Source organism: Octadecabacter dasysiphoniae (genome assembly GCF_021532615.1).
GTDB lineage: Bacteria > Pseudomonadota > Alphaproteobacteria > Rhodobacterales > Rhodobacteraceae > Octadecabacter > Octadecabacter dasysiphoniae.
Map to the genome: position 1 here is coordinate 625,063 of NZ_JAKGAQ010000001.1, position 25,986 is coordinate 651,048.

The 25,986-nt window shown below is 57.5% G+C and carries 25 protein-coding genes, 1 pseudogene and 1 riboswitch; of the genes and pseudogenes, 15 read left to right on the forward strand and 11 right to left on the reverse strand.

All coding sequences use genetic code 11. The features are described from left to right. Window positions 1-38: 38 nt before the first annotated feature. Window positions 39-1,013, forward strand: coding sequence for a Gfo/Idh/MocA family protein (locus L0664_RS03085; protein ID WP_235224160.1), 975 nt, complete (start codon window positions 39-41; stop codon window positions 1,011-1,013). A gap of 25 nt (window positions 1,014-1,038) precedes the next feature. Beyond that, a complete protein-coding gene (locus L0664_RS03090; protein WP_235224161.1) occupies window positions 1,039-1,353 on the forward strand; it encodes a DUF4389 domain-containing protein in 315 nt (104 codons plus the stop codon). Window positions 1,354-1,455: 102 nt separating this feature from the next. Here L0664_RS03090 and L0664_RS03095 read toward each other — a convergent pair whose 3' ends face one another. The 4 genes from L0664_RS03095 to L0664_RS03110 form a co-directional block, all read right to left on the reverse strand. Then, window positions 1,456-3,270, reverse strand: coding sequence for a M3 family oligoendopeptidase (locus L0664_RS03095; protein ID WP_235224162.1), 1,815 nt, complete (start codon window positions 3,268-3,270; stop codon window positions 1,456-1,458). Between the two features lie 66 nt (window positions 3,271-3,336). Further along, window positions 3,337-4,215, reverse strand: a complete 879-nt coding sequence (locus L0664_RS03100; RefSeq protein WP_235224163.1) for an amidohydrolase family protein — start codon at window positions 4,213-4,215, stop codon at window positions 3,337-3,339. Further along, on the reverse strand, window positions 4,208-5,797 hold the full coding sequence (locus L0664_RS03105) for an ATP-dependent DNA ligase (protein WP_235224164.1): 1,590 nt from the start codon (window positions 5,795-5,797) through the stop codon (window positions 4,208-4,210). The genes L0664_RS03100 and L0664_RS03105 overlap by 8 nt, the downstream gene beginning before the upstream one ends. After that, window positions 5,794-6,795 carry a ligase-associated DNA damage response exonuclease gene (locus L0664_RS03110; protein WP_235224165.1) on the reverse strand — a complete coding sequence of 334 codons (1,002 nt, stop codon included), beginning with the start codon at window positions 6,793-6,795 and terminating at the stop codon, window positions 5,794-5,796. Before L0664_RS03110 ends, L0664_RS03105 begins: the two co-directional genes overlap by 4 nt. Window positions 6,796-6,886: 91 nt before the next feature. Here L0664_RS03110 and L0664_RS03115 point away from each other — a divergent pair, with 91 nt between their 5' ends. After that, entirely contained in the window at window positions 6,887-7,645 is a 759-nt protein-coding gene (locus tag L0664_RS03115; RefSeq protein ID WP_235224166.1) for an HpcH/HpaI aldolase family protein, read from the forward strand. Here L0664_RS03115 and L0664_RS03120 read toward each other — a convergent pair. Together L0664_RS03120 and L0664_RS03125 are read right to left on the reverse strand one after the other, a co-directional pair. After that, window positions 7,642-8,586 carry an alpha/beta hydrolase gene (locus L0664_RS03120; protein WP_235224167.1) on the reverse strand — a complete coding sequence of 315 codons (945 nt, stop codon included), beginning with the start codon at window positions 8,584-8,586 and terminating at the stop codon, window positions 7,642-7,644. The genes L0664_RS03115 and L0664_RS03120 overlap by 4 nt on opposite strands. Window positions 8,587-8,591: 5 nt before the next feature. Further along, the gene (locus L0664_RS03125; protein WP_235224168.1) at window positions 8,592-8,882 is read right to left on the reverse strand and encodes an SCP2 sterol-binding domain-containing protein; all 291 of its coding nucleotides are present in this window, start codon (window positions 8,880-8,882) and stop codon (window positions 8,592-8,594) included. A 134-nt stretch (window positions 8,883-9,016) separates the two neighbouring features. Here L0664_RS03125 and L0664_RS03130 point away from each other — a divergent pair, with 134 nt between their 5' ends. The 5 genes from L0664_RS03130 (at window position 9,017) to L0664_RS03150 (ending at window position 13,747) form a co-directional block, all read left to right on the forward strand. Further along, window positions 9,017-9,541: a tetratricopeptide repeat protein gene (locus tag L0664_RS03130; protein ID WP_235224169.1), complete on the forward strand. Its 525-nt coding sequence runs from the start codon at window positions 9,017-9,019 to the stop codon at window positions 9,539-9,541. A gap of 24 nt (window positions 9,542-9,565) precedes the next feature. Continuing rightward, window positions 9,566-12,265, forward strand: coding sequence for a helicase-related protein (locus tag L0664_RS03135; protein ID WP_235224170.1), 2,700 nt, complete (start codon window positions 9,566-9,568; stop codon window positions 12,263-12,265). Continuing rightward, entirely contained in the window at window positions 12,262-12,630 is a 369-nt protein-coding gene (locus L0664_RS03140) for an RNA-binding S4 domain-containing protein (protein WP_235224171.1), read from the forward strand. Before L0664_RS03135 ends, L0664_RS03140 begins: the two co-directional genes overlap by 4 nt. Before the next feature lie 76 nt (window positions 12,631-12,706). After that, window positions 12,707-13,042, forward strand: coding sequence for a ferredoxin FdxA (gene fdxA, locus L0664_RS03145; protein ID WP_235224172.1), 336 nt, complete (start codon window positions 12,707-12,709; stop codon window positions 13,040-13,042). A gap of 189 nt (window positions 13,043-13,231) precedes the next feature. Next, entirely contained in the window at window positions 13,232-13,747 is a 516-nt protein-coding gene (locus L0664_RS03150) for a CarD family transcriptional regulator (RefSeq protein WP_235224173.1), read from the forward strand. A 94-nt stretch (window positions 13,748-13,841) separates the two neighbouring features. On the opposite strand, the gene purD is transcribed toward L0664_RS03150, so the two are convergent. Next, window positions 13,842-15,104, reverse strand: a complete 1,263-nt coding sequence (gene purD, locus L0664_RS03155) for a phosphoribosylamine--glycine ligase (RefSeq protein ID WP_235224174.1) — start codon at window positions 15,102-15,104, stop codon at window positions 13,842-13,844. 63 nt (window positions 15,105-15,167) lie between these two features. Here purD and xseA point away from each other — a divergent pair, with 63 nt between their 5' ends. Beyond that, window positions 15,168-16,703 (forward strand): exodeoxyribonuclease VII large subunit, encoded by a 1,536-nt coding sequence (gene xseA, locus L0664_RS03160; RefSeq protein WP_235224175.1) that lies wholly within the window; start codon window positions 15,168-15,170, stop codon window positions 16,701-16,703. A 33-nt stretch (window positions 16,704-16,736) separates the two neighbouring features. On the opposite strand, the gene L0664_RS03165 is transcribed toward xseA, so the two are convergent. Then, on the reverse strand, window positions 16,737-17,129 hold the full coding sequence (locus L0664_RS03165; RefSeq protein ID WP_235224176.1) for a hypothetical protein: 393 nt from the start codon (window positions 17,127-17,129) through the stop codon (window positions 16,737-16,739). Window positions 17,130-17,175: 46 nt separating this feature from the next. Beyond that, on the reverse strand, window positions 17,176-18,210 hold the full coding sequence (locus L0664_RS03170; RefSeq protein WP_235224177.1) for an alkane 1-monooxygenase: 1,035 nt from the start codon (window positions 18,208-18,210) through the stop codon (window positions 17,176-17,178). Window positions 18,211-18,768: 558 nt separating this feature from the next. Here L0664_RS03170 and ftsY point away from each other — a divergent pair. The 5 genes and pseudogenes from ftsY (at window position 18,769) to L0664_RS03195 (ending at window position 23,484) form a co-directional block, all read left to right on the forward strand. Next, window positions 18,769-20,106 carry a signal recognition particle-docking protein FtsY gene (ftsY, locus tag L0664_RS03175; RefSeq protein WP_235224884.1) on the forward strand — a complete coding sequence of 446 codons (1,338 nt, stop codon included), beginning with the start codon at window positions 18,769-18,771 and terminating at the stop codon, window positions 20,104-20,106. Continuing rightward, complete coding sequence (locus L0664_RS03180) at window positions 20,103-21,035, forward strand: hypothetical protein (RefSeq protein ID WP_235224178.1); 933 nt, start codon at window positions 20,103-20,105, stop codon at window positions 21,033-21,035. Before ftsY ends, L0664_RS03180 begins: the two co-directional genes overlap by 4 nt. Next, window positions 21,032-21,946 carry a hypothetical protein gene (locus L0664_RS03185; protein WP_235224179.1) on the forward strand — a complete coding sequence of 305 codons (915 nt, stop codon included), beginning with the start codon at window positions 21,032-21,034 and terminating at the stop codon, window positions 21,944-21,946. The genes L0664_RS03180 and L0664_RS03185 overlap by 4 nt, the downstream gene beginning before the upstream one ends. A gap of 7 nt (window positions 21,947-21,953) precedes the next feature. Beyond that, window positions 21,954-22,857: pseudogene (locus L0664_RS03190) on the forward strand (EamA family transporter). Between the two features lie 9 nt (window positions 22,858-22,866). Further along, a complete protein-coding gene (locus L0664_RS03195; RefSeq protein WP_235224180.1) occupies window positions 22,867-23,484 on the forward strand; it encodes an inner membrane-spanning protein YciB in 618 nt (205 codons plus the stop codon). A gap of 2 nt (window positions 23,485-23,486) precedes the next feature. Here L0664_RS03195 and L0664_RS03200 read toward each other — a convergent pair whose 3' ends face one another. Together L0664_RS03200 and L0664_RS03205 are read right to left on the reverse strand one after the other, a co-directional pair. Beyond that, complete coding sequence (locus tag L0664_RS03200; RefSeq protein ID WP_268821541.1) at window positions 23,487-23,768, reverse strand: PilZ domain-containing protein; 282 nt, start codon at window positions 23,766-23,768, stop codon at window positions 23,487-23,489. A 52-nt stretch (window positions 23,769-23,820) separates the two neighbouring features. Beyond that, window positions 23,821-24,519, reverse strand: a complete 699-nt coding sequence (locus L0664_RS03205; protein ID WP_235224182.1) for a glutathione S-transferase N-terminal domain-containing protein — start codon at window positions 24,517-24,519, stop codon at window positions 23,821-23,823. A gap of 80 nt (window positions 24,520-24,599) precedes the next feature. Next, window positions 24,600-24,677: riboswitch (SAM riboswitch) on the forward strand. A 43-nt stretch (window positions 24,678-24,720) separates the two neighbouring features. Here L0664_RS03205 and L0664_RS03210 point away from each other — a divergent pair. After that, a complete protein-coding gene (locus L0664_RS03210) occupies window positions 24,721-25,899 on the forward strand; it encodes an aminotransferase class V-fold PLP-dependent enzyme (RefSeq protein ID WP_235224183.1) in 1,179 nt (392 codons plus the stop codon). Window positions 25,900-25,986 lie beyond the last annotated feature (87 nt).

Sequence of the window (25,986 nt, forward strand, 5' to 3'; positions counted from 1 at the left end):
GCCTTTTTCTTTGGGATAGGCACGCATGAGGGGGCGATATGGGCAAAATCATCAAATGGGCGATCTTGGGCGCAGGTAATTTTGCGCGCGAACATATGGGCCCCGCGATCCATGCGGCGTCTGGTGCGCAGCTGGTCGCACTGGGTACATCATCAGTGCAAAAAGCTGAACCGTTTCAGGCCTTTGCGCCGAATTTGCGCGTGCACGCCACATATGATGATGTGCTGGCGGACGAAGATGTTGATGTGGTCTACATTCCGCTGCCCAACCATCTGCATATTGAATGGGCCAGCCGCGCGTTGCGGGCCGGTAAACATGTGCTGGTCGAAAAACCGGTCGGGATGACGGCGGCGCAGATTGACCCGTTGATCGCGTTGCGCGATGAAACCGGATTGATGTGCACAGAAGCCTATATGATCGCGCACCACCCGCAGTGGCACCGCGTGCGCGAAATGCTGGAAAGCGGCGCGATTGGCACGTTGCGCCATGTCGATGGCATTTTCACCTACAACAATCCCGATCTTGCGAACGTGCGTTTTGATGCGGCCAAGGGCGGTGGCGGGTTGCCTGACATTGGCGTTTACACCATCGGATCGACGCGGTTGGTGACGGGGCAAGACCCTGTTGCGATCACTCATGCGGATATTGATTACATCGATGGCGTGGACATCACCGCACGTGTTTCCGCGCGATTTGAAGGGTTTACTGCCCATTGGGTGACGTCGATGAACACGCACCTGACCCAGTCCATGACGTTTTTGGGCAGCGACGGGCGTATTCGTGTGTCGGCGCCGTTCAACGCGGGCAGCTACGGCGAAGCACAGGTAGAGTTGATCCAAAGCGACGGATCGATCCGTGTGGAACGCTGGCCGCAAGAAGCGCAATATGTGAACCAGGTTGAGGCGTTCAGCGCATCGGTGCGCGACGGGGTCCCCTATGCGTGGTCACTGGAAGACGCGCGCGCGACGCAAGCTGTCATTGATGCGGTTTATGAGGCTGGCCCGCCGCGCTAAACTGCCCCAAGCAAGGAGAATCGCTATGGCCGATCCGCATGAATTTGACGACGTAATGCCCGAAAACACGGCCAAACGTGAACCCGAAGTTCCGGTTGAGGAAAATCTGTTCACGCGCCTTGTTTATATGATCATCATCGCGTTCATGATCAGTTTTGCGAGCACGATTATTGGCGTGTTGGCCGTGATCCAGTTTATCATCATGTTGGCCAGCCAGAAGCAGCCCAATGAGCGTTTGGCAGAGCTTGGCACGGATGTTGGTATTTGGGTCGCAAAGGCCACGCGGTATCAGACTGCGGCGTCAGAGGTTAAACCCTGGCCGTGGACCGAGCTTGATTAACGAGATTTCTTCGCAGAGGTGAGGCGAGACGATCTTACGATCGGCCCCTCTGCGGGGGGGGCGCAAAACCCCAAGAGGTTTTGCGCGTCTGCGTCCGAAAGATCAGTCTTCCATCGCTTCGAGTTCGTCGATCATGCCTTCGATCATGCCCAGACCTTTGGCCCAGAAGGAGGGATCGGATGCATCCAGCCCGAATGGGGCCAGAAGTTCACTGTGGTGCTTTGATCCGCCTGCCTTGAGCATGTCGAAGTATTTGTCTTTGAAATCATCGCCCATGTCTTCATAGACCGCATAAAGCGCGTTCACGAGGCCATCGCCGAAGGCATAGGCGTAGACGTAAAACGGTGAATGGACGAAGTGGGGGATGTAGGCCCAGAACGTTTCATAACCGTCCATAAAGTTGAACACGGGGCCCAAGGATTCGCCCTGCACGGACATCCAGAGCGCATTGATATCATCCGGCGTGAGTTCGCCATTTGCGCGCGCGGCGTGCAGTTTACATTCAAAGTCATAGAACGCGATCTGGCGCACAACGGTGTTGATCATATCCTCAACCTTGCCGGCCAGCAGAACTTTGCGCTCCTTTTGATCTTTCGCCTGATCCAGCAGCTTGCGGAAGGTGAGCATTTCACCAAACACAGACGCAGTTTCGGCGAGTGTCAGCGGCGTCGATGACAGAAGTTCGCCCTGCTCGGCCGCCAGAACCTGATGCACGCCGTGGCCGAGTTCGTGAGCCAAGGTCATGACATCGCGGGGTTTTCCCAGATAGTTGAGCATGACGTAGGGGTGAACGGTCGTGACCGTTGGATGCGCAAATGCACCCGGTGCCTTGCCCTCTTTGACGCCCGCGTCGATCCAGCCATCGGTGAAGAATGGCTTGGCGATTTCGGCCATGCGGGGGTCAAAGGCGGCATAGGCATCCATGACGGTGGTTTCGGCTTCGTCCCACGACACAGTGCGGTCAGCCTCCATCGGGAGGGGGGCGTTGCGATCCCAGACTTCCATTTTATCAAGGCCCATCCATTTGGCCTTAAGCGCATAATAGCGGTGGCTGAGGCGTGGATAGGCATCGACCACGGCATTGCGCAGGGCGTCGACCACCTCGGCCTCGACGTGGTTTGAAAGGTGCCGACCTGCTTGGGGCGACGGCATCCCGCGCCAACGGTCTTCAATCGCCTTTTCCTTGGCGAGGGTATTGTGAACACGCGCAAACAGCGTCGCGTTGACGCCCAGCACGCGGGCCATTTCGCGCACGCCGCTTTCGCGTTTGGCGCGGTCGGGGTGCGACATCAGATCGGCCACGCCCTCAAGCCCCATGTCTTCGCCGTCCACGGTAAATTTCAGGCCCGCGACTGTTTCATCGAACAGCTTGTTCCATGCGGACGCGCCGACAACGGACTGATCGTGCAGGAATTTTTCCAGCTCGTCAGACAGTTGGTAGGGTTTCATGGCGCGCATGCGGTCAAACACGGGTTTGTAGCGGGCAAGGTCTGCGTTGGCGGCCAAAAGCCCGTCCACATGCGCATCATCCATGCGGTTGAATTCAAGGCCATAAAAGACCAGCGGTGTGGTGTAATTGGTAATTTTGTCCTGCGCATTAGACATGAATTGCGCGCGTTCAGGGTCGGTTGTGTGCTGGTAGTACCGCAGACCGGCGTAAGACATCAGGCGGCCTGCAATCGTGTCGATTTGTTCATATCGCGTTACGGCCTTAAGCAGTCCGGCAGCATCCAGATCGGCAAGTTTGCCTTCGTAATCTGTGGCGAAGCTTTTGCATGCGTCCTCGAGCCAGCCCATATCACGGGTTAGTTCCGGCGCATCCGGGGCGGGGTACAGATCGCTGAGGTCCCATTCAGGAAGATCCCCAAAGGGAGAACCGGAGGTGGCGTTGGCGTCGAACGTGCGGGGGTCAGTCATGAAAGCCTCATTGTTGGTTTTGTCTTATGTAGGAGCGCGGGGCGGGCTTGGCTAGGCGGGCCGTCATCACAGATCAAAGAACAGCCGATCCGGCACATGTTTCAGGATGGTTTCACGGTGATCGTCGCGGGTGACAACATCGTGGAACGCATCCAGCAGGGTCGCGGCATCTGGCATCTGCGCGCCGTTCAGCATCAGATGTGGCCAGTCTGACCCCCAAAGGCAACCTTCTGGGTTTGCGGCCACGAGGGCTGCGATGAACGGAGCGGCCTGATCGTAAGGCGCGGGGCACAAACGATAGATCGCGCTGAGTTTGATGTGCACATGGCCGTCGCTGACCAGTTTAAGCAATCGTGGAAAGCCCGGGTCATCGGTGCCGAGGCTGAGGTCTGGCCAGCCGACGTGATCAATCACCAGCGGCACGGGTAGCGCGCGTATGTCGGCGTCCAGCTCCTCCATGTGCAGGTGGCTGTGCAGCAGCATTTGAATGTGCAGGCCGCGGTCTGCAAGGCGCGGTGCCAGTGTCTTTGCGCCATCCCACGACAGCACGCCACCGTGGACGTAGTTCAGCCGCACGGCCTTTAGGTTCTGATCAACGAATTGATCAAGCTGGGCGTCGGTGGCCGTATCGGGCAGCAACCCAACGCCCCTAAAATTCCCGCCGAGCCGTTTGAGCGTTTCAACCGTGACACTGTTGTCGGTGCCATAAAGGATCGAATGGACGATCAGCCCTTTGGTGAACCCCAGCGCGTCAAGATGGGCACGATAAAGCGACAGCCAGCCGTCAAAATCCGGGCCTTCCGCAGGGTTTTCAACGCGGCCATCCCAAAGAGGAAAATCTTTCTGACCCGCGACCAGATGCACATGCGCGTCACAGGATCCCGCAGGTGGTGCGATTTTTGGCGCCTTTGGTGCGGGCGGCATTTGGGCGTTTGGCTTATCCATAGGTGCGCAGCATGTCCTTTAGATCGTCGAGGGTGTTGATCTCGTCCGCGGGTTTGTCATGGCGCCAACGGAGCATGCGCGGGAACCGGAGCGCAATCCCCGATTTGTGGCGCGGCGACGCTTGGATACCTTCAAACGCGATTTCAAAAACGTGTTCGGCGGGGACAGATCGCACGGGGCCGAACCGCTGCAGTGTGTTGCGTTTGACCCACGTAGTGATCTGGCGGAATTCATCGTCCGTGAGGCCAGAATAGGCCTTCGTGAAGGGGACCAAATCGTTGCCGTTTTTGACCGCAAAGGTGAAATCGGTGAACAGGTTTGCGCGCCTGCCTGACCCTGCTTGCGCGTAGATCATCACGGCATCCACGGTCAGGGGATCTATTTTCCATTTCCACCAATCGCCCTTTTTGCGACCCGACAAATAGCGGCTGTCGCGCCGTTTCAGCATGAGGCCTTCTGCGTTCAGATCGCGCGATTTTGCCCGTTCGCGCGCGAAATCATCCCAGCTGGAGCCTGTAACTTCGCTGGATAAACGGATGGGGGCAGACGTGGGTGCCGATTTTAGTAATTTTTCCAACAGGTTGCGGCGTATTTCTAATGTTTGATCGCGAATGTCTTTTCCGTCCAATTCCAACAGGTCGTAGGCCATCAAGATAACAGGTGCTTGGGTCAGAAGCTTTTTGGGCACGGTCTTGCGGCCAATGCGCTTTTGCAATGTGTTGAAAGACAAGGGTTTTTCGTCCTGAAAGGCGAGGATTTCACCGTCAATCACTGTGCCGTCGGGCAGATAGTCGCGCAGTTGTGCAAGTTCGGGGAAACGGTCTGTTATCAGATCTTCACCGCGTGACCACAGGTGATGTTCGCCCCCGCGCAGGATCAATTGACCACGTATGCCATCCCACTTTCTATCTATAAACCAATCGGTTGTGGGGCCTAGTTGATTCACGTCCTCAACCCCATACGCAAGGTAGAAAGGATATGGTCGTGACAGGTCTGCCGTTGGATCGTCCGCCTCGATCAGGTCGGCCCAGGTTGTCGTTTCCGGTGTCCAGTTCCCCATAAGCTTGTGGGTCAGGACCGCCTCATCCTGCTTGGTCGCTTTGGCCAGCGCGCGCGTCATGAGTTTTTGGCTGACCCCAATACGAAAGCCCCCCGTCAGCAGTTTGATAAACAAAAACCGCTGCGTTTGCGGCAGGATTTTCCATGCGTTTAGAATGCCGGTCTTGCGGCCGTCGTCATCCAAACTCGAAAGTCGTTTTAGTTCATTTATCCAATAAGTTAGGGGTCGTTCTTCATCTCCAGTCGATGGCGGCAAAAACAGGTTTATCGTTTCCGCAAGGTCGCCAACGATCGGGTAGCATTCCTCAAATAGCCAAAGCGGTAGTCCGGCGCGTTCGGCGGCCCATTCGCGCAGCAATGTTGTCATTATCACGCGGCGCGGACGACGGCCGGAAAACAGTGCGATGCACCAAAGTTTGTCCTGATCGGATGCCGTGCGGAAATACGAAGCCATCGCCGCCACCTTGAAGCTGGTCTTCGTGGTTTGATCGAGCGCGGTGAACAGGGCGGCGAAATCTTTCATTGCCCGTCCTCATCCGCTTCGCCGTCAAATTCTGTTTGCACAATTTGCGCGTCATACCCCTGTTCGGACAGCCACCGCGAAAACACCGATGTGTAGCCGTGCGTGACGAAAATCCGTTCGGCCCCGGTTTGTTTGATGGCGTTGTTCAGGCCGTTCCAATCAGCGTGGTCGGACATGATAAAACCACGGTCTGCGGCCCGTCTGCGCCGCACTCCGCGCAGGGCCATCCAGCCGGAGGCAAAGGCGGACGAGGCAGGTTTGAAACGACGCGCCCATGTGGAATTCAGCGCGGACGGCGTTGCTAGAACCAGCGCGCCTTTGTGCGCCTTTAGGTCAAGCTCGGGCGTGACCAGAGTCGTATCAGGAAGCGCAATTCCTTGGCCGCGCATGATCTGGTTGGTCGCCTCAATCGCGCCGTGGGTCAGGATCGTGCCGATGTCGGGGTTGACCGCGCGCAACAGGCGCTGTGCCTTGCCAAGCGCATAACATGACAGCAAGGAATACACCCCGTTTGCCGCATTTTCCGCCCACCACGCGTTGATCTGGTCGGCCAGAACATCCTGCGGGGTCCAGTTGAAGACGGGCAATCCGAAGGTCGATTCTGTGATGAAGGCGTGGCAGGGCACAGGTTCAAACGGTTCGGACAGACCATCATCGACGGTTTTATAATCGCCCGACGCCACCCAGACTTGCCCTTTGTGTTCGACGCGGATTTGTGCGGACCCCGGAACATGGCCCGCCGGATGATAGGACACGTTCACCCCGTTTATCGAGGTCACGTCGCCGTAATTGACTGTATCCAAACGAATATCGCCCAAGCGGTGGCGCATGACGGGGGCGGCGGACGTCGTGGCCATATAGGCGCCCATGTCGGGGCGGGCGTGGTCTGCGTGGCCGTGGGTGATCAGCGCGCGTGCAACGGGACGCCACGGATCAATGTAGAAATCGCCCGCCTCGCAGTAGATGCCGTTGGGTGTGAAGGTCAAAAGATCAGCCATTTTGCAAACTTAGCCCCTCGGGCGCGGGTGGGAAGGGCTTGCGTGTGGGCAAGTGCTGTGGTCGCCTATGCCAAAGCATCAGGAGACAGACATGCGGACAGCACAATTAAGGGCGCGAATTTTAGCGCGTGAGACCTTGGCATCGACATTTGTAAAAACCGCAGAGGTCACGGTGGTCGAGGTTCTGGCAACGTCCGGTCTGGATTTCATTGTGCTGGACGGCGAACACGCAGGGTTTGATCGGGGTCGGTTGGATGCCTGTTTGGCGGTGTGTCGCGCGCTTGATTTTCCGGCGATGGTGCGCATTTCCAGCGGGTCGGAGGAAAACATCCTCATGGCGCTGGACGCGGGTGCCGTTGGCGTCGTCGTGCCGCATGTTGACTGCGTGGCAAAGGCACAAGCTATTGCAAAGGCTGCGCATTTCGGGCGTGGCGGGCGTGGGTTTGCGGGATCAACCCGTTGGGCTGGTTTTACGATGCAATCCATGGGTGAAGTTCTGGATCAGGACGGTCAGACCATCGTTATGGCGCAAATCGAAGAACCCGAAGGGGTTGAGGCCTGCGAAGAGATTGCGGCGATTGACGGTATTGATGCGTTGTTTGCCGGGCCTGCGGATTTGACCGTGGGCTATGGGCATCGCAGCCAGGATAACCCTGATTTACCCATGGCACTGGAACGTGTCGGCAAGGCCTGCGCTGCGAACGGCAAGGCGTTTGTGTCTTGGGTTCCGGATGCGGCAAAGGCGGCAGACTGGGCGCAGTACCAGATGACGGGATTTGTGGTTGCGTCAGAACATACCTGGATGCGTCAGGGCGCGATTGCCGCGGCCAAGGGCATTCACGCGATTTAGGCCATCTGCGGTGAATGTTTGTTGAACAGGTCTGTGGCGCCGTCAAAGACCCGATCACGCAGGGGTTTGGTTTCCATCAGCACTTCGTGACGGCCTTTTTCTAGCAAAACCAATTCGCCGCCGGGCCAGCGTGCCATACGGTCATTGATGCGCACGGGGTCGACAATGGATTCTTCGGTGCCCAAGAACGTCAGGCAGGGCACATCCGGTGAGGGACGTTGTGACAACGTCCGCATTTCGCGCAGCGATTCGTTGAGCCAGTGAAGGGAAGGACCGCCAAGCGCGAGGTCGGGATGCGTGATCAGCTGGTTTTGCAAAATCTCAAAGCTGCTTGGGTCGGATGTGAGGGTGTTTTCATCCGCGTTGGTGCGCAAAACATAGGTTTCGGCCTGCTGTCCGGGCGCGAAAATGCCACCAAAGCCCAAAGGTTTACTGACCGAGCTGAGCCCCCAAGCGATCGGGCGCAAAGCGGGTGACATTCTGATCCCCCACATCGGTGCCGAAAAGACGACCGATCGGACCGCCAGACCGTCATAAAGCGCGCGCAATCCGATGCAGCCGCCCATAGAATGGCCAAGCAAATGGTAGGGTTCGGGCAAGCCGAGCTTTTTGACGTGGGTCAGCACGGCCTTGATGTCCAACTGGTAGTCTTCAAAGACGTCCACGTGGCCGACGGCGCGGTTTTCCAGCAGACGATCCGCTAAACCTTGTCCGCGCCAGTCAATCGCCACGCTAGCAAAGCCGCGTTTGGACAGTTCAGCGGCGGTGCGGCCATATTTTTCGACATATTCGGTCCGGCCCGGGAAAATCAGGACCGTCCCTTTTGCTTGTGCGAAGGACCAATGCCCGACGCGAATGCGCACCCCGTCCACGCAGGTGAGCCAATGGCAAGTCCCATCAGGATTGCCAGCGATATCAGCGTGGTAGGGTGCGGATTCCATATAATTTAGCCCAATACACCAGCGAGTTTCATAGCCAGCCCCATATCGCCATCAACCGACAGTTTGCCTGTCATGAAGGCGGCTGTTGCGTTTTGTTCGCCGTCAAGAATGGCTTTGAATGTTTCGGCGTTCGCAGACAACGTGACGTCCGCTGCATCGTCGGACGCGCGTGCGCCGTTTTCATCAATGATGATCGCGCCTTCGCCTTCGATGTCGAATTTGGCTGTGCCGTCAAAGCCGCCGCCGTCCATCTTTGCGTTCAGGGCTGTTACGGCTTCGTTCACTACATCGCTCATGTTTGTTCCGTTCCTTCAGGTTGTGGCCCCGTTTTTGTGATCGGGTGCCTCTGGTGCCTCGCGCGTGATGCGCTACACTCACCACTATGGGCATTAACAAACATCTTCACAAATCTATCGTGGCGGCACTTTTGATGGGAGTATGGATTTCCACACCTTTAAGTGCGCAAACCAGTACGGATTCCGAACGTTTGGACCTTTTATTTGAACAATTGCTTGAGGCTGAGCCCGGTCAGGTGGCCCGCATCGAAGAGCAAATCATAACCGAATGGGGCAAAAGCGGGTCTGCCGCGATGGATTTGCTGTTGCGGCGTGGCGAAGATGCGCTTGAAGACGGGGCGCCGGACGTTGCTGTCCAACATTTCACCGCGCTTGTGGATCATGCGCCAAATTTCGCCGAAGGGTACAACGGGCGCGCATCGGCCTACTACCAACTTGGCCTATATGGCCCCGCGATTGATGATTTACGCCAGACTTTGGTGCTGGAACCACGCCACATCGGGGCGATGTCCGGTGTTGCTTTTATCCTCGAAGAAATCGGGCGGCCGGATGACGCCCTTGAAGTTTGGCAGGCAATTGCGCAGATCACACCTGCGGACGGCGAAGTTGCCGGAATGATTGAACGACTGCAGGTGCAACTGAGCGGTGAAGCTCTCTGATACGTCAGATTCGGGGATGGTCCTATGAATGCCCGAGGGCGTGTGACGGCTGTTTTAGGCCCGACAAATACAGGTAAAACGCATTACGCGATTGAGCGCATGCTGGGGCACAAGACGGGTGTGATCGGTTTGCCGCTGCGTCTTTTGGCGCGCGAGGTTTATGACCGTATCGTGGCCGTGCGTGGCCCCGGCGTGGTTGCACTGCTGACAGGTGAAGAACGCATCGTGCCGCCGCGCGCGGCCTATTGGGTCTGCACCGTTGAGGCCATGCCGCAAGATATTGGCGCAGATTTCGTGGCCGTGGATGAAATACAGCTGTGTGCCGATCTGGACCGTGGGCACGTGTTTACAGACCGTCTGTTGCGGATGCGCGGCCTTCACGAGACGCTTTTTATGGGCGCGGAAACCATGTGGGGCGCGATTGCGTCCATGGTGCCCGAGGCGGAATTTATCAAACGCGAACGGTTCAGCACGCTCACGTACTCAGGTTCCAAAAAGATAAGCCGGATGCCCGCTCGCAGCGCAATTGTCGGGTTTTCTGTTGAGAATGTCTATGCCATCGCAGAGCTGTTGCGCCGCCAAAAGGGCGGGGCCGCCGTGGTGATGGGGGCGTTGTCCCCCCGCACGCGCAATGCACAGGTTGAGATGTATCAGAACGGGGATGTGGATTACCTCGTGGCGACGGATGCCATCGGGATGGGGCTGAACCTCGATATTGATCACGTCGCGTTTTCATCCATCACCAAATACGACGGACGGCGGATGCGTCATTTGATGCCCAATGAGCTGGCCCAGATCGCAGGGCGTGCGGGGCGGCATATGAACAAGGGCACGTTCGGGGTGACGGGCGAGGCCCCGACGCTGGATGAAGGCGTGGTGGATGCGATCCAGAACAACCAGTTCGCGCCTGTTAAGAAACTGCAATGGCGCAATGCGCGGCTGCAATTTGGCTCTGTTGGGCGGTTGATCCAAACGTTGGAAGAACGCACCGATGATCCGTGGCTGACCCGTGTGCGCGAAAGCGATGATCTGGGCGCGCTCAAGGCCGTTTCAGCGGACGCCGAAGTTGCCGCGCGCGCCACAGATGGGCCGTCTGTGCAACTTCTGTGGGACGTCTGCCGTATTCCGGACTTTCGTGGCATCAGCAATGTCGAACACGCCCAGCTTTTGACGGATATTTACAATTTTTTGCATGAAAAGGGCCGCGTCCCGGACGATTGGCTGGCGGGGCGGGTAAACCGCATTGACCGCACGGACGGCGACATTGATGCGCTGTCCAAACGGTTGGCATATATCCGCACATGGACCTACGTGGCGCAGCGCAAAGGTTGGGTCAGTAACGAAAGCCATTGGCGTGACGTCACACGCGCTGTAGAAGACCGCCTATCAGATGCGTTACACGCGCGCCTGACAGCAAGATTTGTGGACCGGCGGACCAGTGTTCTGCTTCGCCGGCTCAACCAAAAGGAGGGCCTCGTGGCCGACGTAAACGACAAAGGTGAAGTGACTGTCGAAGGACAGTTTGTAGGCAAAATCGAAGGCTTTAGGTTCCGTCAGGATCAGAATGCCACGGCCGAGGAAGCGAAAACCATTCGCGCCGCAAGCATTCAGGCGCTCGCGCCGCAGTTTCATCTGCGCGCAGACCGTTTTTATAACGCGCCCGATACGGAAATCGATTTCACCGAGCAAGGCGGCCTGATGTGGGGCACCGAAGCTGTCGGGAAACTGGTGGCTGGCCAAGACGCGTTGAAGCCGACGGTTGTGGCGTTCGTTGACGACGAGGCCGGAACGGATGTGGCCGAAAAGGTCCAACGCCGCTTGCAGCATTTCATTGATCGCAAGATTGCGACGGCGTTTGAACCAATGTTGAAGATGCAGAACGACGATGAATTGGCCGGATTGGCCAAGGGTTTCGCGTTCCGTATGGTCGAAGGGTTCGGCGTGATCACCCGTGGTGAGGTCGCCGACGAGGTCAAGGCGCTGGAACAAGACGCCCGTGGTGCATTGCGCAAACACGGTGTGCGGTTCGGTCAATTCACGATCTTTATGCCATTGCTGCTGAAGCCCGCGCCAACGCGCCTGCGTCTGGTATTGTGGAGCCTGTCCAAAGGGTTGCAGGATTTCCCAGAGGCACCGCCCCCCGGTTTGGTGACAGTTCCAACGATTTCCGGCCTTCCCGATGGCACCTACACGATGTCGGGGTATCGCGCTGCCGGTGATCGCGCGATCCGCATTGATATGCTGGAACGCCTTGCCGATATGCTGCGGGATCAAAACACCCGCGCAGGGTTCGAGGCGACGGCAGATATGTTGTCGATCACGGGCATGACGCTGGATCAATTCGCAAACCTGATGGAGGGCTTGGGCTACAAGGCCGAAAAGGGTGAGCGCGAGAAAGTGAAAACGCCCGCCGTTGTTGAACCTGCACCCGAGGGTGAAACGCCGAACCCGATCCCGGAAGGCGAAAGCATTGCACCCGTTGAGGCCGCTGACGAAGCGCCCGAAATGGAAGTGTTTTACACGATCACCTGGGCGCCCAAGCGCAGCCCGCGTCCGCAAAACGATCAACCCAAGCGCAAAGGCGCCACAAAGGGCAAGCGTGGCGGCAAACCGCAGCGAGACAACAAAGCGCAGAATTTCTCGGCCAGACCGCCGAAGAAAGAAAAGGCGATTGACCCGGACAATCCGTTTGCGGCCGCTTTGGCGGGGCTCAAGAAGGATTGAGCGAGGCTGGAGACAGTATTCGTTTAGACAAATGGCTGTGGCACGCGCGGTTTTTCAAATCGCGCGGGCTGGCCGCCGCTCTCGTTAAATCGGGGCGCATCAGGGTGGATGGAACGCCCGTCAGCAAGCCGAGCCGCGCAATTTCCGCTGGCGTGGTGCTGACATTCCCGAAAGAAGACGAAGTGCGCATTGTGAAAGTGCTGGGGCTTGGCGTGCGCCGTGGCCCCGCACCCGAAGCGCAAGCCTTATACGAAGATTTGACCCCAGCACGCGAACCGCGGATTAACCCGTTGGAACATAGGGTTGGGGGGCGTCCGACAAAGAAAGACCGCCGCGATATGGATATTCTTAAAGGGTCGCGATGACGCAGACGCCAGTTCAGGTCTTGAAGGCCACGCAGGTGGCAGCTAAAGACGCGGTGACCCTAAACGGACCGGACCTATGACATACATCGTCAATGACAACTGCATCGCCTGCAAATACACCGACTGCGTCGAAGTGTGCCCCGTGGATTGTTTCTATGAGGGTGAGAACATGCTGGTGATCCACCCCGACGAATGTATCGATTGTGGCGTGTGCGAACCTGAATGCCCCGCCGATGCGATCCGCCCCGACACCGAGCCGGACATGGAAAAATGGGTTGAGTTCAACCGCAAGTATTCCATCGCTTGGCCTGTCATCATCACCAAAAAAGACCCTCTGCCGACCGCTGATGAAATGGACGGCAAAGAGGGCAAGATGGATCTGTTTTCCGAAGCCCCGGGCGAGGGTGGCTAAAACACTTCGTTGTTGGGTGTGGGAATCAGGCGGTTTTTGTGCTATAGACTGTGTAATGCCGCGTAATTGTTGATCTGGAATTGTAGAAGCGCTGACGGGGGTCCTTGGGCCAACGTCGGTTTTTTGTCGTCCGAATTGGATGGATGTGATGCAAGTTTGGTGAGACTGCTTTGAGGAAAGGAAAAACTCATGGCCAAGAAGAAAAGTGAATTTAGCCCCAACGACTTCGTTGTTTACCCCGCACATGGCGTGGGCAAGATCGTATCGATCGAGACACAAGAGGTCGCCGGGTTCGAGCTGGAGATGTTCGTGATCGCGTTTGAAAAGGACAAGATGACGTTGAAAGTACCAACAAATAAGGCGGAAGAGGTCGGCATGCGGGCGCTGTCCGGCCCTGACGTCGTTGCCGATTGCATGAAAACCCTGAAGGGTAAGGCCAAGGTCAAAAAGGCCATGTGGTCGCGCCGTGCGCAGGAATATGAGCAAAAGATCAACTCGGGTGATCTGATCGCGATTGCCGAAGTGGTGCGTGATTTGCACCGTGCGGACGATCAGCGCGAGCAGAGCTATTCCGAGCGCCAGCTGTATGAAGCAGCGCTTGAGCGTTTGACGCGTGAATTTGCGGCTGTGGGCAATGGTAACGAAGTTGATGCTGGGCTTGAGATTACAGACACCCTTGCAAGTCGTGCGGTTCCCGCAGCTTAAGCGACTGTTAGAAAATAGAAAAAGCCGCGCTGAAGAAGCGCGGCTTTTGTCGTTTTTACGGGTGCATGATGTCGGCCTGATCGCGCCGTGATGATTACAGCGCGCGGTGGCCGATATCGCGGCGGTAAAATCCATCAGGCCAGTCAATGCCATCAATCATGGCGTAGGCCTTTGCGTGTGCGTCTTCCAGCGTAGCGCCCCGCGCGGTGACATTCAGAACGCGACCACCCGCGGCAACGATTTGGCCGTTATAGGTGCGTGTTCCCGCATGAAACGTCATTTCGCCCGAGGTTTCGGGCAGATCGTCCAGGCCTTTGATCTGCGTGCCCTTCGCGTAGCTGCCCGGATACCCGTTGGCCGCCATCACAATTGTCAGCGCGTGATCATCTGCCCAGTTTGGTGTGACATCCGCCAACCGATTTTCAGCGCAGGCGTGCAGCAGATCAAGAACCTGCGCCCCAAGACGCATCATCAACACCTGACATTCAGGATCACCAAAGCGCACATTATATTCGACCAGACGCGGCTGCCCGTCCTTGATCATCAGGCCTGCATATAGGATGCCCTGAAACGGCGTGCCACGTTTTGCCATTTCCGCCACAGTTGGTTCTACGATTTCTTTCAAGGCCTTAGCAGCGATGGCATCGGTCAGAACCGGGGCAGGGGAATAGGCACCCATCCCGCCCGTGTTGGGGCCTTCGTCGCCGTCATAGGCGCGTTTGTGGTCTTGCGCGGTGCCGATGGGCAGAACGGTTTTTCCGTCGCACAGGATGAAATAAGACGCCTCTTCGCCGTCCATGAATTCTTCGATGACGACTTCTGCACCTGCCGCGCCGAATTGACCGCCCAGCATATCATCGACTGCGGCGTGGGCTGTGGCCACATCCATGGCAACGACGACGCCTTTTCCTGCGGCCAGCCCATCTGCCTTAATCACGATTGGCGCACCCTGTTCGGTGACATAGGCCTTGGCGGCATCCGCGTCGGTGAAATGGGCGTAGCCTGCGGTTGGCGCAGCGCAGGCGTCGCAGATTGCTTTTGTGAAAGATTTAGAAGATTCCAACTTGGCCGCAGCCTGAGAACATCCAAATACGACAAGCCCATTTGCGCGCAAAACGTCCGCAACACCTGCTGCAAGGGGGGCTTCTGGACCGATTATCACGAAATCAATTGCGTTTTCGGCGCAAAACATCGCCACCGCGTCCCCGTTTTCGATTTCGAGCGCCGCACATTCAGCAATTTGCGCGATACCGGCGTTGCCCGGTGCCACGATCAGGCGGTCACATTTGGGGTTTTGCTTTACGGCCCATGCGAGGCTGTGCTCGCGTCCGCCACCGCCTAAAATCAGGATGTTCATCTGTATTTCCCTTCCGCTTTGGTGCCGTTTAAGGTGCACAAGACCACAGCACAAGAGACACCCATGGACCTGATCGACGAACCGGAATCCGCAGGCAACACCCCTGAATTCACCGTGAGCGACCTGACGGGCGCGGTCAAACGCGCGATTGAGGGCGAATTTGGCCATGTGCGGGTTAAGGCCGAAGTGGGACGCGTGGTGCGGGCACGGTCTGGCCATCTTTACTTTGACCTCAAGGATGATCGCAACGTGCTGGCCTGCACGACGTGGAAGGGCCAAGTGTCGAGCCTGTCCGTGATCCCCGAGGAGGGGATGGAGGTCGTGGTGCAAGGGCGGATGACCACCTTTGGTAGCCAGTCGAAATATCAGCTGAACGCGACAGAAGTGGCCGTGGCAGGCGTCGGCGCGCTGATGGCGATGCTTGATAAGCGCAAGAAAACGCTTGAGGCCGAGGGGCTGTTTGATAGCGCAAGAAAGCAGGAACTGCCGTTTCTGCCGGATGTGATCGGGGTTGTTACGTCGCCGACGGGCGCCGTTATTCGTGATATTTTACATAGGCTTAGGGACAGGTTTCCGCGCAAGGTTCTGGTTTGGCCAGTCGCGGTGCAAGGCAAGGACTGCGCACCACAAGTTGCGCGTGCGATTGAAGGGTTCAACGCGATGACGCCCGGTGGCGCGATGCCACGGCCCGACCTGATTATCGTAGCGCGTGGGGGCGGATCGATTGAGGATCTGTGGGGCTTTAACGAGGAAATCGTTGCACGTGCGACTGCTGCGTCAAACATTCCCCTGATTTCTGCGGTGGGTCACGAAACGGATACGACCCTGATCGACTTTGTTTCGGACCGGCGCGCGCCGACGCCAACGGCAGCGGCTGAAATGGCGGTTCCTGTGCGGCTGGAATTGCTTGCAGGTGTGGATCAAATGGGGGCTCGCGCCAGCCGTGCCGCATCTGACGGGATTGCACGGCGTAAACAACGGGTTGCGGATTTGTGGCGGGTTCTTCCGAAGAAGGAACAACTGACAGATGACGCGAAACAACGGTATGATTACTGGGCCGAAAAGCTGGATGTTGCACTGATTTCGCGGGTGCGGGATGGAAAATTGCGGCTGGGTGAGGCGTCCGGTTTGTTGCGCCCGTCTGTTTTGGGCAATCGCATCGGGCAGGGGCGTGACCGTTTGACAGGATTGCAATCGCGACTTGCGCCAGCATTGGGGCGCACAACGGCGCAAGCGCGGCGCGATCTGAACCGCCACCTGCTGCGCCCCGATGTCGTGCGCGCCGTTCAATCGCGTGCCGCCAAGGATCTGGGCGCGACCCTGCGGCGCATGTCCACGGCTGCGTTGACGCAGGTCGAACGGCAGCGCAACCGCCTTGGTGCGTTGGACAGGATGCGCGAAACGCTTGGGTATCGCGAAACGCTGAAACGGGGCTACGCCGTTGTGCGCGGCGACGGTGAGGTGGTGACAACAGCCAAAGCAGCTAAATCTGCGGCAACCCTCGAGATTGAGTTCGCGGACGGTAAGATGGCGCCCGCAGGAAAACCTGCCAAGGCGAAAACCAAGACGCCGCCGCCCGATCAAGGCAGTCTATTTTAGGGTACATATCGCGGTAAATTTGGGCGCGGGGGTTTAGGTGCCAACACCGCTACAAATCAAGGGTTCGGATTCAACGGCTTCATAAAGGACGGTTGTCCCGGGTGTGTTAGCAAAATCAGCGCGAATTTTTCCATCGACGTCAAAGACTTGCCAGCATTGCGGATCCGGATTGTTGTCATAGACAAAGCAAATATTGGGGCCAGTATCCGACGCCTTTTCAAACCATTCGCCCGCCACGCAATCACCGCCTTGAAACGACCACACCACTTGTCGGTTGGGGCCGTAGTATTCGACCCCGTAGGGAAATGCCCCTGTTGAAAAGCTGAGGGTTTTTCCTTCCACCAGTGCTTCGAACGCAGCACCGTCAAGGGGCGTTTCCGCAAAAGCAGGGCCAGCAAGGGCGATCAGGATAAGTACGCTACGCATGGTTGGATTTTTGCAGAAAACTAAAGCCACGACCAGCCACGGTTTTTTATTCAGCCGCGTCTTGCCAGTCGGCGACGCGCGGATCCATCATGCGCCGCCACAAGCGTGGGTAAAGGGCAACGCAGGCCATCGCGGGCAATGACAGCGGCAGCATGGGCATTTCATGATCCAGCCGCAGCGCAGGAAAGGGGCGCGCAGGGTGGGCGTGATGATCCGAATGGCGCGGCGCATTTAGCATAAGCGCGGATGACATGGCGTGCGGGGCGTTCCATGAATGGCGCGATCCCACGGGTTCGTATTTGCCATTGTCCAGTTTGCGCCGCCACAAACCATAATGTTGGACGTAATCCGACATCATCAATTGCAACTGGGCAAATGCGGCCAAACACACCGCGGCCAGCACGCCAATCGCCCCGCCGATTATACCTGCAAGGATCAAAACCGCAGCCGCGCCAACTATGTAGGCGACATAGGGATGGCGCCATTTGGGTCTGTTAAGGCGTTCAAAACGCTGGTTTTCGACCCTTAGCCCTTCTACAAAACCGCCCGCCCATGCGCGTAAGAAGAATCGATAGAAATTTTCACCCCGTCGCGCGGTGCTCGGATCATTTGGTGTGCCGATGTGAACGTGATGGATCAACGTATGGGCTGACAAATGGTGCCCGAACAGCACCGATATATAAACCCAACGGCCCAAGCTGCGCAGCCAACGGCCGGGGCGGTGGATTAGTTCGTGTGCGTTTGAATTGCTGACTTGGCCCATAAACAACCCGGCGGCAGCGAACACGACCAGCTTTTCCCAAGTTGCCAGCCCCGTTTGATCGCTAAGGGCCGCAATAACCGCAAACCACAATGTGAAATGTGCAATGGCGATGGCCACCGACAGCCCATTTGCGGCGGGAAATTCATCGCCTTCAACCGACGGCAATGTGGCTGTGACCAGTTCATCGATGCTGGCGGTCAATGCAGTCATCCATGCCAGTCCGGCCAATGCCCAGTACCCGCCCCAAAGCGCACCCGCGCCAATCAGCAGGGGGGCCATCAATGTGACTGTTGTGAAAATCGGCAATGGGTTACGCACGTGGTGGACCTTTTTGGGCGGGACAATCGAGTTTTAGACTATATTCCAAGTGAATGTAGCGCGACAGGTGGTCCCAACCACGGCGCAGATGTGGAAATTTCGTGGTCTCGGGTTTCTTCCCTGCTTGTGGCCCATTAGATGTTACAAAAGACTAAAAGCGAGGCCGGTGTGGCGTTTTTCAAGAAACTCAAAGATCGTTTGTTCAAATCTTCCTCTAAGATCGAGGATGGCCTGGATGCTATCGTCGGTGATGGTGGGGTTGAGGAAGACGTAGAAGCGCAAATCGACACGGCTGCACACGAGGCAGCGGAACGCGCGAAAGCCGAGGCCGCGCTAGAAGCCGAACGATTGGAAACAGCCCGATTGGCACAAGAAGCCGCCGAGGCTGAGGCCGCAGAGGCCCAACGAGTGAGGGACGAAGAGGCCCGCGAAGCGACCCGCCTTGAGGAAGAACGCGCTGCTGAAACCGCACGGGTTGCCGAAAACCGGCGTTTGGCAGAAGCAGCCGAGCGTGAACAGGCGGCCCGCGCACAAGCCGAGCGTGCCGAGGCAGAGCGTATCCAAGCCGAGGCAGCGGCATTGGCGGCAGCCCAAGCGGCCAAAGAACTCGCCGAAGCCGAGGCGCAAGCCCAAGCAAACGCCGCCCAAGAGGCCGCAGAAGATGAAGCAGAACGTGCGAGGTTGCGCGCGGTTGAAGCAGAACGACTGGAAACAGAACGCGCCGCAGAGGTCGCTCGACAGGCCGAAGCCGCCCGTATTGCCGAACAAGAACGCCAAGATGCAGCCGCCCTTGAGGCCGAATCTGCGGCCCGCGCACAAGAGGCACAATTGGCCGAAAATGCGCGGCGTGCCGAAGACGCCCAACACGCCCACGAAGCGCGCCTTGCCGCTGAAGCCCGTGCAGCTGACGCGGAACGCGAAGCCGCACAGGCCGCCGAAGCTGCGGCCGCGCGCGCGGCAGAGGATGCACGCCTTGCAGAAGCGCAAAAGGCCGAAAGTGCCGTCGCAAAACCCGGTCTTTTGGGGCGTCTGTTGGGGCGCGGCGAAAAGAAAACCGTCGTGCGCCGAGAACTTGATGACGATATGCTTGAACAGCTCGAAGAATTGTTGATTTCGGCTGATATGGGCGTGGACACGGCCCTGCGTGTGACAGCAAATATGGCCGAAGGGCGGTTTGGAAAACGCCTTTCGACGCAGGAAATCAAAGAGTTACTGGCCGCAGAGGTGACCCGCATCATGGAGCCTGTCGCGCGTCCCATGCCGCTTTATCCCACCAAGCCGCAAGTCGTGCTGGTCGTCGGCGTGAACGGATCTGGTAAGACAACAACGATCGGAAAGCTCGCCAGCCAATTTCAGGCAGCAGGCAAAAAGGTCGTGATCGCGGCGGGCGATACGTTTCGCGCGGCTGCGGTCGAACAATTGCAGGTCTGGGGGGATCGTGCGGGCGTTCCCGTGCTGACGGCCGCAGAAGGAAGCGACCCTGCCAGCCTTGCCTTTGATGCCATGGAACAAGCGGCCAAAGACGGCGCGGATTTGTTGATGATCGATACCGCCGGACGTTTGCAAAACCGTGCAGACCTGATGGAAGAACTGTCAAAGATTGTGCGCGTCATCCGCAAGAAAGACCCGGATGCGCCGCACAATACGTTGCTGGTGCTGGACGCGACAACGGGGCAGAACGCATTGTCCCAAGTCAAAACATTTCAGGAATTGGCGGACGTCAGCGGCTTGGTCATGACGAAGTTGGATGGCACCGCAAAGGGCGGTGTTTTAGTGGCATTGGCGGATAAATTCGGTCTGCCGATCCATGCCATTGGTGTGGGAGAGCAAATTGATGACCTCGCGCCGTTTGACCCCGAAGAATTTGCTGATGCCTTGATCGGGCTAGATCGATGAAACACTGGATCATCGCCGCGCTTTTGCTTGCGTCCCCCGCCGCCGCACAAGACCGCATGACGCCAGCGCAATGTACGGGCAGCCTGTCTGCAGTGACGGCGATGGCCGACCTCCCGGCGACGTTGGGCACGGCGCAAGTCGATGATGAGGGCTGGTGCCGGCTGTCAGACGTCGAGGTGCCGATTGATGATGTAAGCGGGCTGAGGATCGGGCATCTGCGGTGGCGCGCGTCTGATATCGCGCGGTTCATTGAGGGCGGGCTTCCGCCCCGCACGATCGACATTGAGGGCGTTGATTTTGGTATGACGGCGCGCACCGGCGATCCAGTGTTTGACTATCTTTTGGGATTGCAGATGCGCCAGGCACAGATGTCATTTGGGGCATCCTTGCGCTGGGACGGGGTCCAAAATGCCGTTACCATCAACAATGCCTATTTTGAATTTGATGCGACAAACCGCATAGAAGCGACAGCGCGGATTGAGGGCGTCAACCTGAGTGATATGGCGGCAATCCAAACCAGTCTTGGCACTGCTGGCCTGCGCAGCCTGACGATGAAATCGCAGTTTGACGGATGGTTTGAGACCTATGTTGCGATGATTGTCGGCAATATGGTTTTGGCAGAAGGCGACGGCACACCAGAAGCGCAAGTCGCGGCGCGCAAACGCCAAGCTATTGAATTTATGAATGATCTTCCCGATAGCTTTATGCCCACGCCAAGCCGAAGCGCGCTTGCGGGATTTATCAACGGCCTGCCGACGCCGCGGGGTACGGCGCAGTTGCAAATCAGTGCGAACCCCACGATTGGCGCTGTGCGCGCGGCCCGTCTAGCGGCCATCCCGCGTGATGCCGATCTCGCGCAGTTGGTGGAAATGGCGCTGGACGGTGTGACAGCGTTGTTCACCTGGACCCCGGCAGGACAGGCAAAATGAAAAAGGTAGCCGCCGCCGCCCTGATCGCCGCGATCGCTGCGCCCCTTGCCGCACAAGAACAAATGACCCGCACATCTTGTCAAGAATCGTATCAACGGGCCGCCGATCTGGTCAGCCCGAATGATGCGACTGTCGGTTTGCAAATACAGTTTACGCGGGTCACACCCGATGGCTGGTGCCAGTTTTTGGGCACTGATCCGGGGTTCGACACTGCGCCGTTTGCATCGTTTGATTGGCGTCTGGAGGACAGCGCCCGTTGGACGCGTGACGGCGTGCCGCCCCTGGCCGTTGAGGTCAGGATTGATGGATTTACCCCCGAAGACACGCCGCCCAACGGGCAGACGGCGATCCCGTCGCTGAGTATCGAGGCGACCTTGCGCCAAGATCCGGATGCGGGGATGGTCATTCTGGAACGCGCCGTCGTGACAAACGATTTTGGCGACGTCCTGTCGGTGTCGGGTGTGTTCGAACGGGTGTTTTTATCGTCACCCTCCATGATGCAGGTGTCCATGGGGTCTGCGACGTTCAAGGCCGGGCTGCTATCTATGACGCTGGGCGGCGAGATCGAAAATCCCTTTGGATTTCGGGGGGAGGTCAATGTGACCGGCACGCCTAAATCCCAAAGCGAAGCGGCGTTTGATGCCATCACGCGACTGCCGGACGGTTTGATGAACGATGCATCGCGTGCGGAACTGATGGCGTTTTCCGCCGATCTGCCCAAACCTGTCGGCACGTTAGAAGTGTCGGTTGCCTCCGAACGTGGCCTTGGATTGATGCAGGTCGGATCAGCGATGTATTCCGGTTTCACGTCTGTCATGGACGAAGGCACCATGAGCAACGAAATGGAAATCATGTTTGACGGTTTGACCGTTGATGCCAATTGGAGCCCAGCGGCCCAAGTGGCGGATTAACCGTGCAGTGACCGACTGGATTATCTTAATCGCGGGCACGCCGGAAGGCGCGCGCTGGGCTATGGCATTGGCGTTGATGTCGGCGGTTGCACATGCGGTTTTTTGGCGCGTTGCAAAAGGGGCGGCATGATCCTTGGTTGATCCGTGGATCGATCGATGCGTCCTTGGTCGTGATATCTGCGCCGGTCGCGTTCTTCTTGGTGCCGTGGCCAACGACGTCAACATTTCTGGTCTTGCTGGGCGCCATGCTAGTTCATTTTGCCTACAAGGTGACGGTCGCGCTGGCCTATGAACGCGCGGCCTATACGGTGGTCTATCCGGTGATCCGTGGCACAGGCCCTTTGGTGACTGTGATTGGCGCGAGCCTGCTGTTTCAGGAACATTTTGAACCGTTGCAATGGCTTGGCGTAGCGTGCCTGTCCGGGGCGATGCTGCTGCTTGCGCTGCGTAATATGGCGGCGGAACAAGTCGATCTAAGGGGGCTTAAGATCGGCCTGATCTGGGCGTTTGCGGGTGGAATGCTGGTGGCGATCTATACGGTGTGGGATGCCTACGGAATTCGCCAATCCCCTGATCCTTTCACCTTTTTGGCGTGGTTCTTCTTTCTGACCGCCCTGGATTTTCCAATTCTTGCAGCACTTCGATATCGGCGCACAGGCGCACCCGGCGGTGTGGGATCGCTGCTGCGGCGCGGCTTTGCGGGGGCGGTGATTGCTTGGGTTAGTTTTGGCGGCGTGATGATGGCGACGCGGTTGGGCGGTGTCGGCGAAGCGGCGGTCCTGCGAGAAACATCCACCGTCTTTGCCGCATTGATCGGGTGGTTCATTTTGGGTGAAACGGTGGGGCCACGACGGTTGATCTTGATGGGTTTGATCGCTTTGGGGGCTGTAATGGTTCAAATTGGGGGTTAAGTGACAGTTATGGCAGAGAAAACAATCAATCCCGTCTTGAAACAAATCCTCGAACTTGGCCCGACGGTCGCGTTTTTTGTGCTGTATACGCGCATCAAGGATGATGTGTTTACCTTTGGTGGCACCGAATACACGGGTTTTATCGTGGCAACGATTGCGTTCGTTCCGGTGCTGTTGATCGCCATGGCGATTTTATGGGCGCTGACAGGTCAGTTGAGCCGCATTCAGGTTTTTACGGCCTTTATGGTTATTTTCTTTGGCGCGCTGACGGCGTGGTTCAACGATGAACGGTTCTTCAAAATGAAGACGTCCATCGTTAATGGGCTGTTTGCGGTGATCCTAGGTGCGGGGCTTTTGCGGGGCAAAAGTCTGTTGAAATGGATCATGGGGGACATGTTGCCGATGCAGGACGAAGGATGGATGATCCTGACCAAACGTCTGGCCATCGGTTTTGCCGCCCTCGCGATCATCAATGAGGTAGTCTGGCGCACAATGTCGACCGATGCTTGGGTCAAGATTGAAACGTTCGGTTTCCCGCTGGCCCTGTTCTTGTACTTATGGGTCCAGATTATCACGCTGCAAAAATATGTGATCGAACCGGACAAAGCGCCCGAAGACAACGCCTGACGCTAGGCGATCGATTTCATAGCGCGGATGCTGTTCAGGCCGACCGTTGACAGATGGTTTTCAAATTTCACACCCATCATATTTCCCGTTGCCCACATGATCGTCGCGCGGGTTTGGCCGATTGCGTAGTCAAGAACGGCGGTTTCACCCTTGGCCAATTGATGCGTGGCCACGATGCAGCCGCCACCCGTGCTTATGTTGCAGATGGTTGCTGGAAACATGACCGGTCCCTTGCGTAAGACGACCGGAAAATTCGCTGGAAAACGTTGGGCGCGACCTGACATAGGAACTCCTTAACTCAAGCTCTTTGCGTAGGTCTCATTCGTAAAGATTCCGTTAGTCGCGCTTGAACAATCGGTCCTGTGCCGCCTTGTCGCCTTTGTAGTCGCCGCGCTTTTCGGCGGCCACCGCGCGGCCCCGTTCAACGCCGGGGCGGGCTGATACAGTTTCAAGCCAGCGCGCCATATGTGGTTTGTCATCCAATGTTTGTTGCTGGCCTTCCCAAAGTGACGCCCAGCCCCAAATCGACATATCCGCGATGGAATAGAAATCCCCGGCGACGAATTCATGTTTTGCCAACTGGCGATCCAGAACCCCGTAAAGTCGTGCCGTTTCAGCGCGGTAGCGGTCCTTTGCATAGGAAATGTCTTGCGGTGGATCCATGTTTGGCGCGTATTTCAGAAAATGATGCGCCTGTCCGGCCATTGGCCCCAAACCGCCCATTTGCCACATTAGCCATTGATCCACTGCAATACGGTCCCGTTCGGTCGGGCCGCCGAATTGCCCTGTTTTACGCGCAAGATACTGCAGGATCGCGCCGGATTCGAACACCGAAATCGGCGCACCATCCGGCCCGTCAGGGTCCACAATTGCCGGCATCCGGTTGTTGGGCGCAATCTTAAGAAAATCGGGTGCAAATTGATCGCCCGCGCCGATATTGATCAGGTGCACGGCGTAATCCAGCCCCATTTCCTCAAGGCAGATCGTGGTTTTCCAACCGTTTGGCGTGGGCCAGTAATACAGATCAATGGTCATCGGGCGTCTCCTCTAATGCTACAATGCCTGACAGTGGCGCACGCGCAAGGGGTGTTGACGCAGCCGCACGGCAGGCGTATTCCACCCTTAGTGGCGATTTGTTACCGGATTGCGGGCCACTTTAAATATGCTGCTAAAAGGGACGGGCGTAGCCCCGATACCTTTGCCGGTGTCGGGGTTTTTGCTTGAAGGGGCATTAGAATGGACACTTGGAAGAAACGTACAAAAGCGGTGCACGCGGGCACGCGGCGCAGTCAATATGGTGAAGTGAGCGAGGCCGTGTTCCTCACCCAGGGTTTTGTTTACCCATCCGCCGAAGCCGCAGAGGCCCGGTTCGAAAATTTGTGCGCCGACGAATTTATCTACGCCCGCTACGGCAACCCAACCGTGCGCATGTTCGAGGATCGCATGGCGATGCTTTTGGGCTATGAAGACGCATTTGCGTGCACATCTGGCATGGCGGCCGTGTCCGGCGCGTTGATGGCGTTTTTGAAGGCGGGCGATCATGTTGTATCGTCGCGGGCGTTGTTTGGATCATGCCTGTACGTACTGGAAGACATCATCGCGCGCTTCGGGGTTGAAGTGACATTGGTGGATGGCACGGACAACGCTGCATGGGACGCCGCGATCCGGCCTGAAACAACGGTTGTTTTCCTTGAAAGCATTTCAAATCCAACGCTTGAGGTCGTGGACCTGCGCCACGTTGTCAAAGCGTCCCACGCGGTGGGCGCAAAGGTCGTTGTCGATGATGCCATGGCCACGCCTATCTATTCTTACGCGGCTGAGTGCGGTGCAGATATCGCGGTTGTTTCGACCACAAAACACGTGGACGGGCAGGGGCGGATGCTGGGCGGTTTGATTGCCGGTTCTCGCGATCTGATCCGCGGCCCGATCGAGGCTTATTTGAAACACACCGGCGGTGCGATGAACCCGTTTACCGCCTGGACCCATCTGAAATCGCTTGAGACGTTGGATTTGCGCGTCGGCCAGCAATCGGCCACGGCGATGGCGATTGCCGACGCGCTTGACGGGCACCCCAAGCTGAATACCGTGCGTTATCCCAATCACGCAGCACACCCGCAATGTGATTTGGCCCGCAGCCAATGTGAAACGGGCGGTACGGTTCTGGCGATTGATGTGAAGGGCGGCAAAGACGCCTGTTTCACATTCCTGAATGCGTTGAATTTGTTCACGATTTCCAACAATTTTGCGGATGCCAAATCTATCGTTACACATCCTGCCACGACGACGCATCAGCGTTTGCCACAGGATCAAAAGGACACATTGGGGATCACCGGCGGTCTGGTGCGGATTTCAGCAGGGCTTGAGGACGCAGGTGATCTGATCGACGATCTTATTGCGGCGCTTGACGCGATCTAATTCGGGGCAGTGTTGCGGGCGTGGCCGTGCGGCGGTGCTGAACAAGCTGAGTGTAAATATAGTCACACGTGACGGGCGATACATCGA

Coding starts and splice junctions, on each gene's coding strand:
- L0664_RS03085 (WP_235224160.1), top strand. CDS start 39: ATGGGCAAAATCATCAAATGGGCGATCTTGGGCGCAGGTAATTTTGCG.
- L0664_RS03090 (WP_235224161.1), top strand. CDS start 1,039: ATGGCCGATCCGCATGAATTTGACGACGTAATGCCCGAAAACACGGCC.
- L0664_RS03095 (WP_235224162.1), bottom strand. CDS start 3,270: ATGACTGACCCCCGCACGTTCGACGCCAACGCCACCTCCGGTTCTCCC.
- L0664_RS03100 (WP_235224163.1), bottom strand. CDS start 4,215: ATGGATAAGCCAAACGCCCAAATGCCGCCCGCACCAAAGGCGCCAAAA.
- L0664_RS03105 (WP_235224164.1), bottom strand. CDS start 5,797: ATGAAAGATTTCGCCGCCCTGTTCACCGCGCTCGATCAAACCACGAAG.
- L0664_RS03110 (WP_235224165.1), bottom strand. CDS start 6,795: ATGGCTGATCTTTTGACCTTCACACCCAACGGCATCTACTGCGAGGCG.
- L0664_RS03115 (WP_235224166.1), top strand. CDS start 6,887: ATGCGGACAGCACAATTAAGGGCGCGAATTTTAGCGCGTGAGACCTTG.
- L0664_RS03120 (WP_235224167.1), bottom strand. CDS start 8,586: ATGGAATCCGCACCCTACCACGCTGATATCGCTGGCAATCCTGATGGG.
- L0664_RS03125 (WP_235224168.1), bottom strand. CDS start 8,882: ATGAGCGATGTAGTGAACGAAGCCGTAACAGCCCTGAACGCAAAGATG.
- L0664_RS03130 (WP_235224169.1), top strand. CDS start 9,017: ATGGGAGTATGGATTTCCACACCTTTAAGTGCGCAAACCAGTACGGAT.
- L0664_RS03135 (WP_235224170.1), top strand. CDS start 9,566: ATGAATGCCCGAGGGCGTGTGACGGCTGTTTTAGGCCCGACAAATACA.
- fdxA (WP_235224172.1), top strand. CDS start 12,707: ATGACATACATCGTCAATGACAACTGCATCGCCTGCAAATACACCGAC.
- L0664_RS03150 (WP_235224173.1), top strand. CDS start 13,232: ATGGCCAAGAAGAAAAGTGAATTTAGCCCCAACGACTTCGTTGTTTAC.
- purD (WP_235224174.1), bottom strand. CDS start 15,104: ATGAACATCCTGATTTTAGGCGGTGGCGGACGCGAGCACAGCCTCGCA.
- xseA (WP_235224175.1), top strand. CDS start 15,168: ATGGACCTGATCGACGAACCGGAATCCGCAGGCAACACCCCTGAATTC.
- L0664_RS03165 (WP_235224176.1), bottom strand. CDS start 17,129: ATGCGTAGCGTACTTATCCTGATCGCCCTTGCTGGCCCTGCTTTTGCG.
- L0664_RS03180 (WP_235224178.1), top strand. CDS start 20,103: ATGAAACACTGGATCATCGCCGCGCTTTTGCTTGCGTCCCCCGCCGCC.
- L0664_RS03185 (WP_235224179.1), top strand. CDS start 21,032: ATGAAAAAGGTAGCCGCCGCCGCCCTGATCGCCGCGATCGCTGCGCCC.
- L0664_RS03195 (WP_235224180.1), top strand. CDS start 22,867: ATGGCAGAGAAAACAATCAATCCCGTCTTGAAACAAATCCTCGAACTT.
- L0664_RS03200 (WP_268821541.1), bottom strand. CDS start 23,768: ATGTCAGGTCGCGCCCAACGTTTTCCAGCGAATTTTCCGGTCGTCTTA.
- L0664_RS03205 (WP_235224182.1), bottom strand. CDS start 24,519: ATGACCATTGATCTGTATTACTGGCCCACGCCAAACGGTTGGAAAACC.
- L0664_RS03210 (WP_235224183.1), top strand. CDS start 24,721: ATGGACACTTGGAAGAAACGTACAAAAGCGGTGCACGCGGGCACGCGG.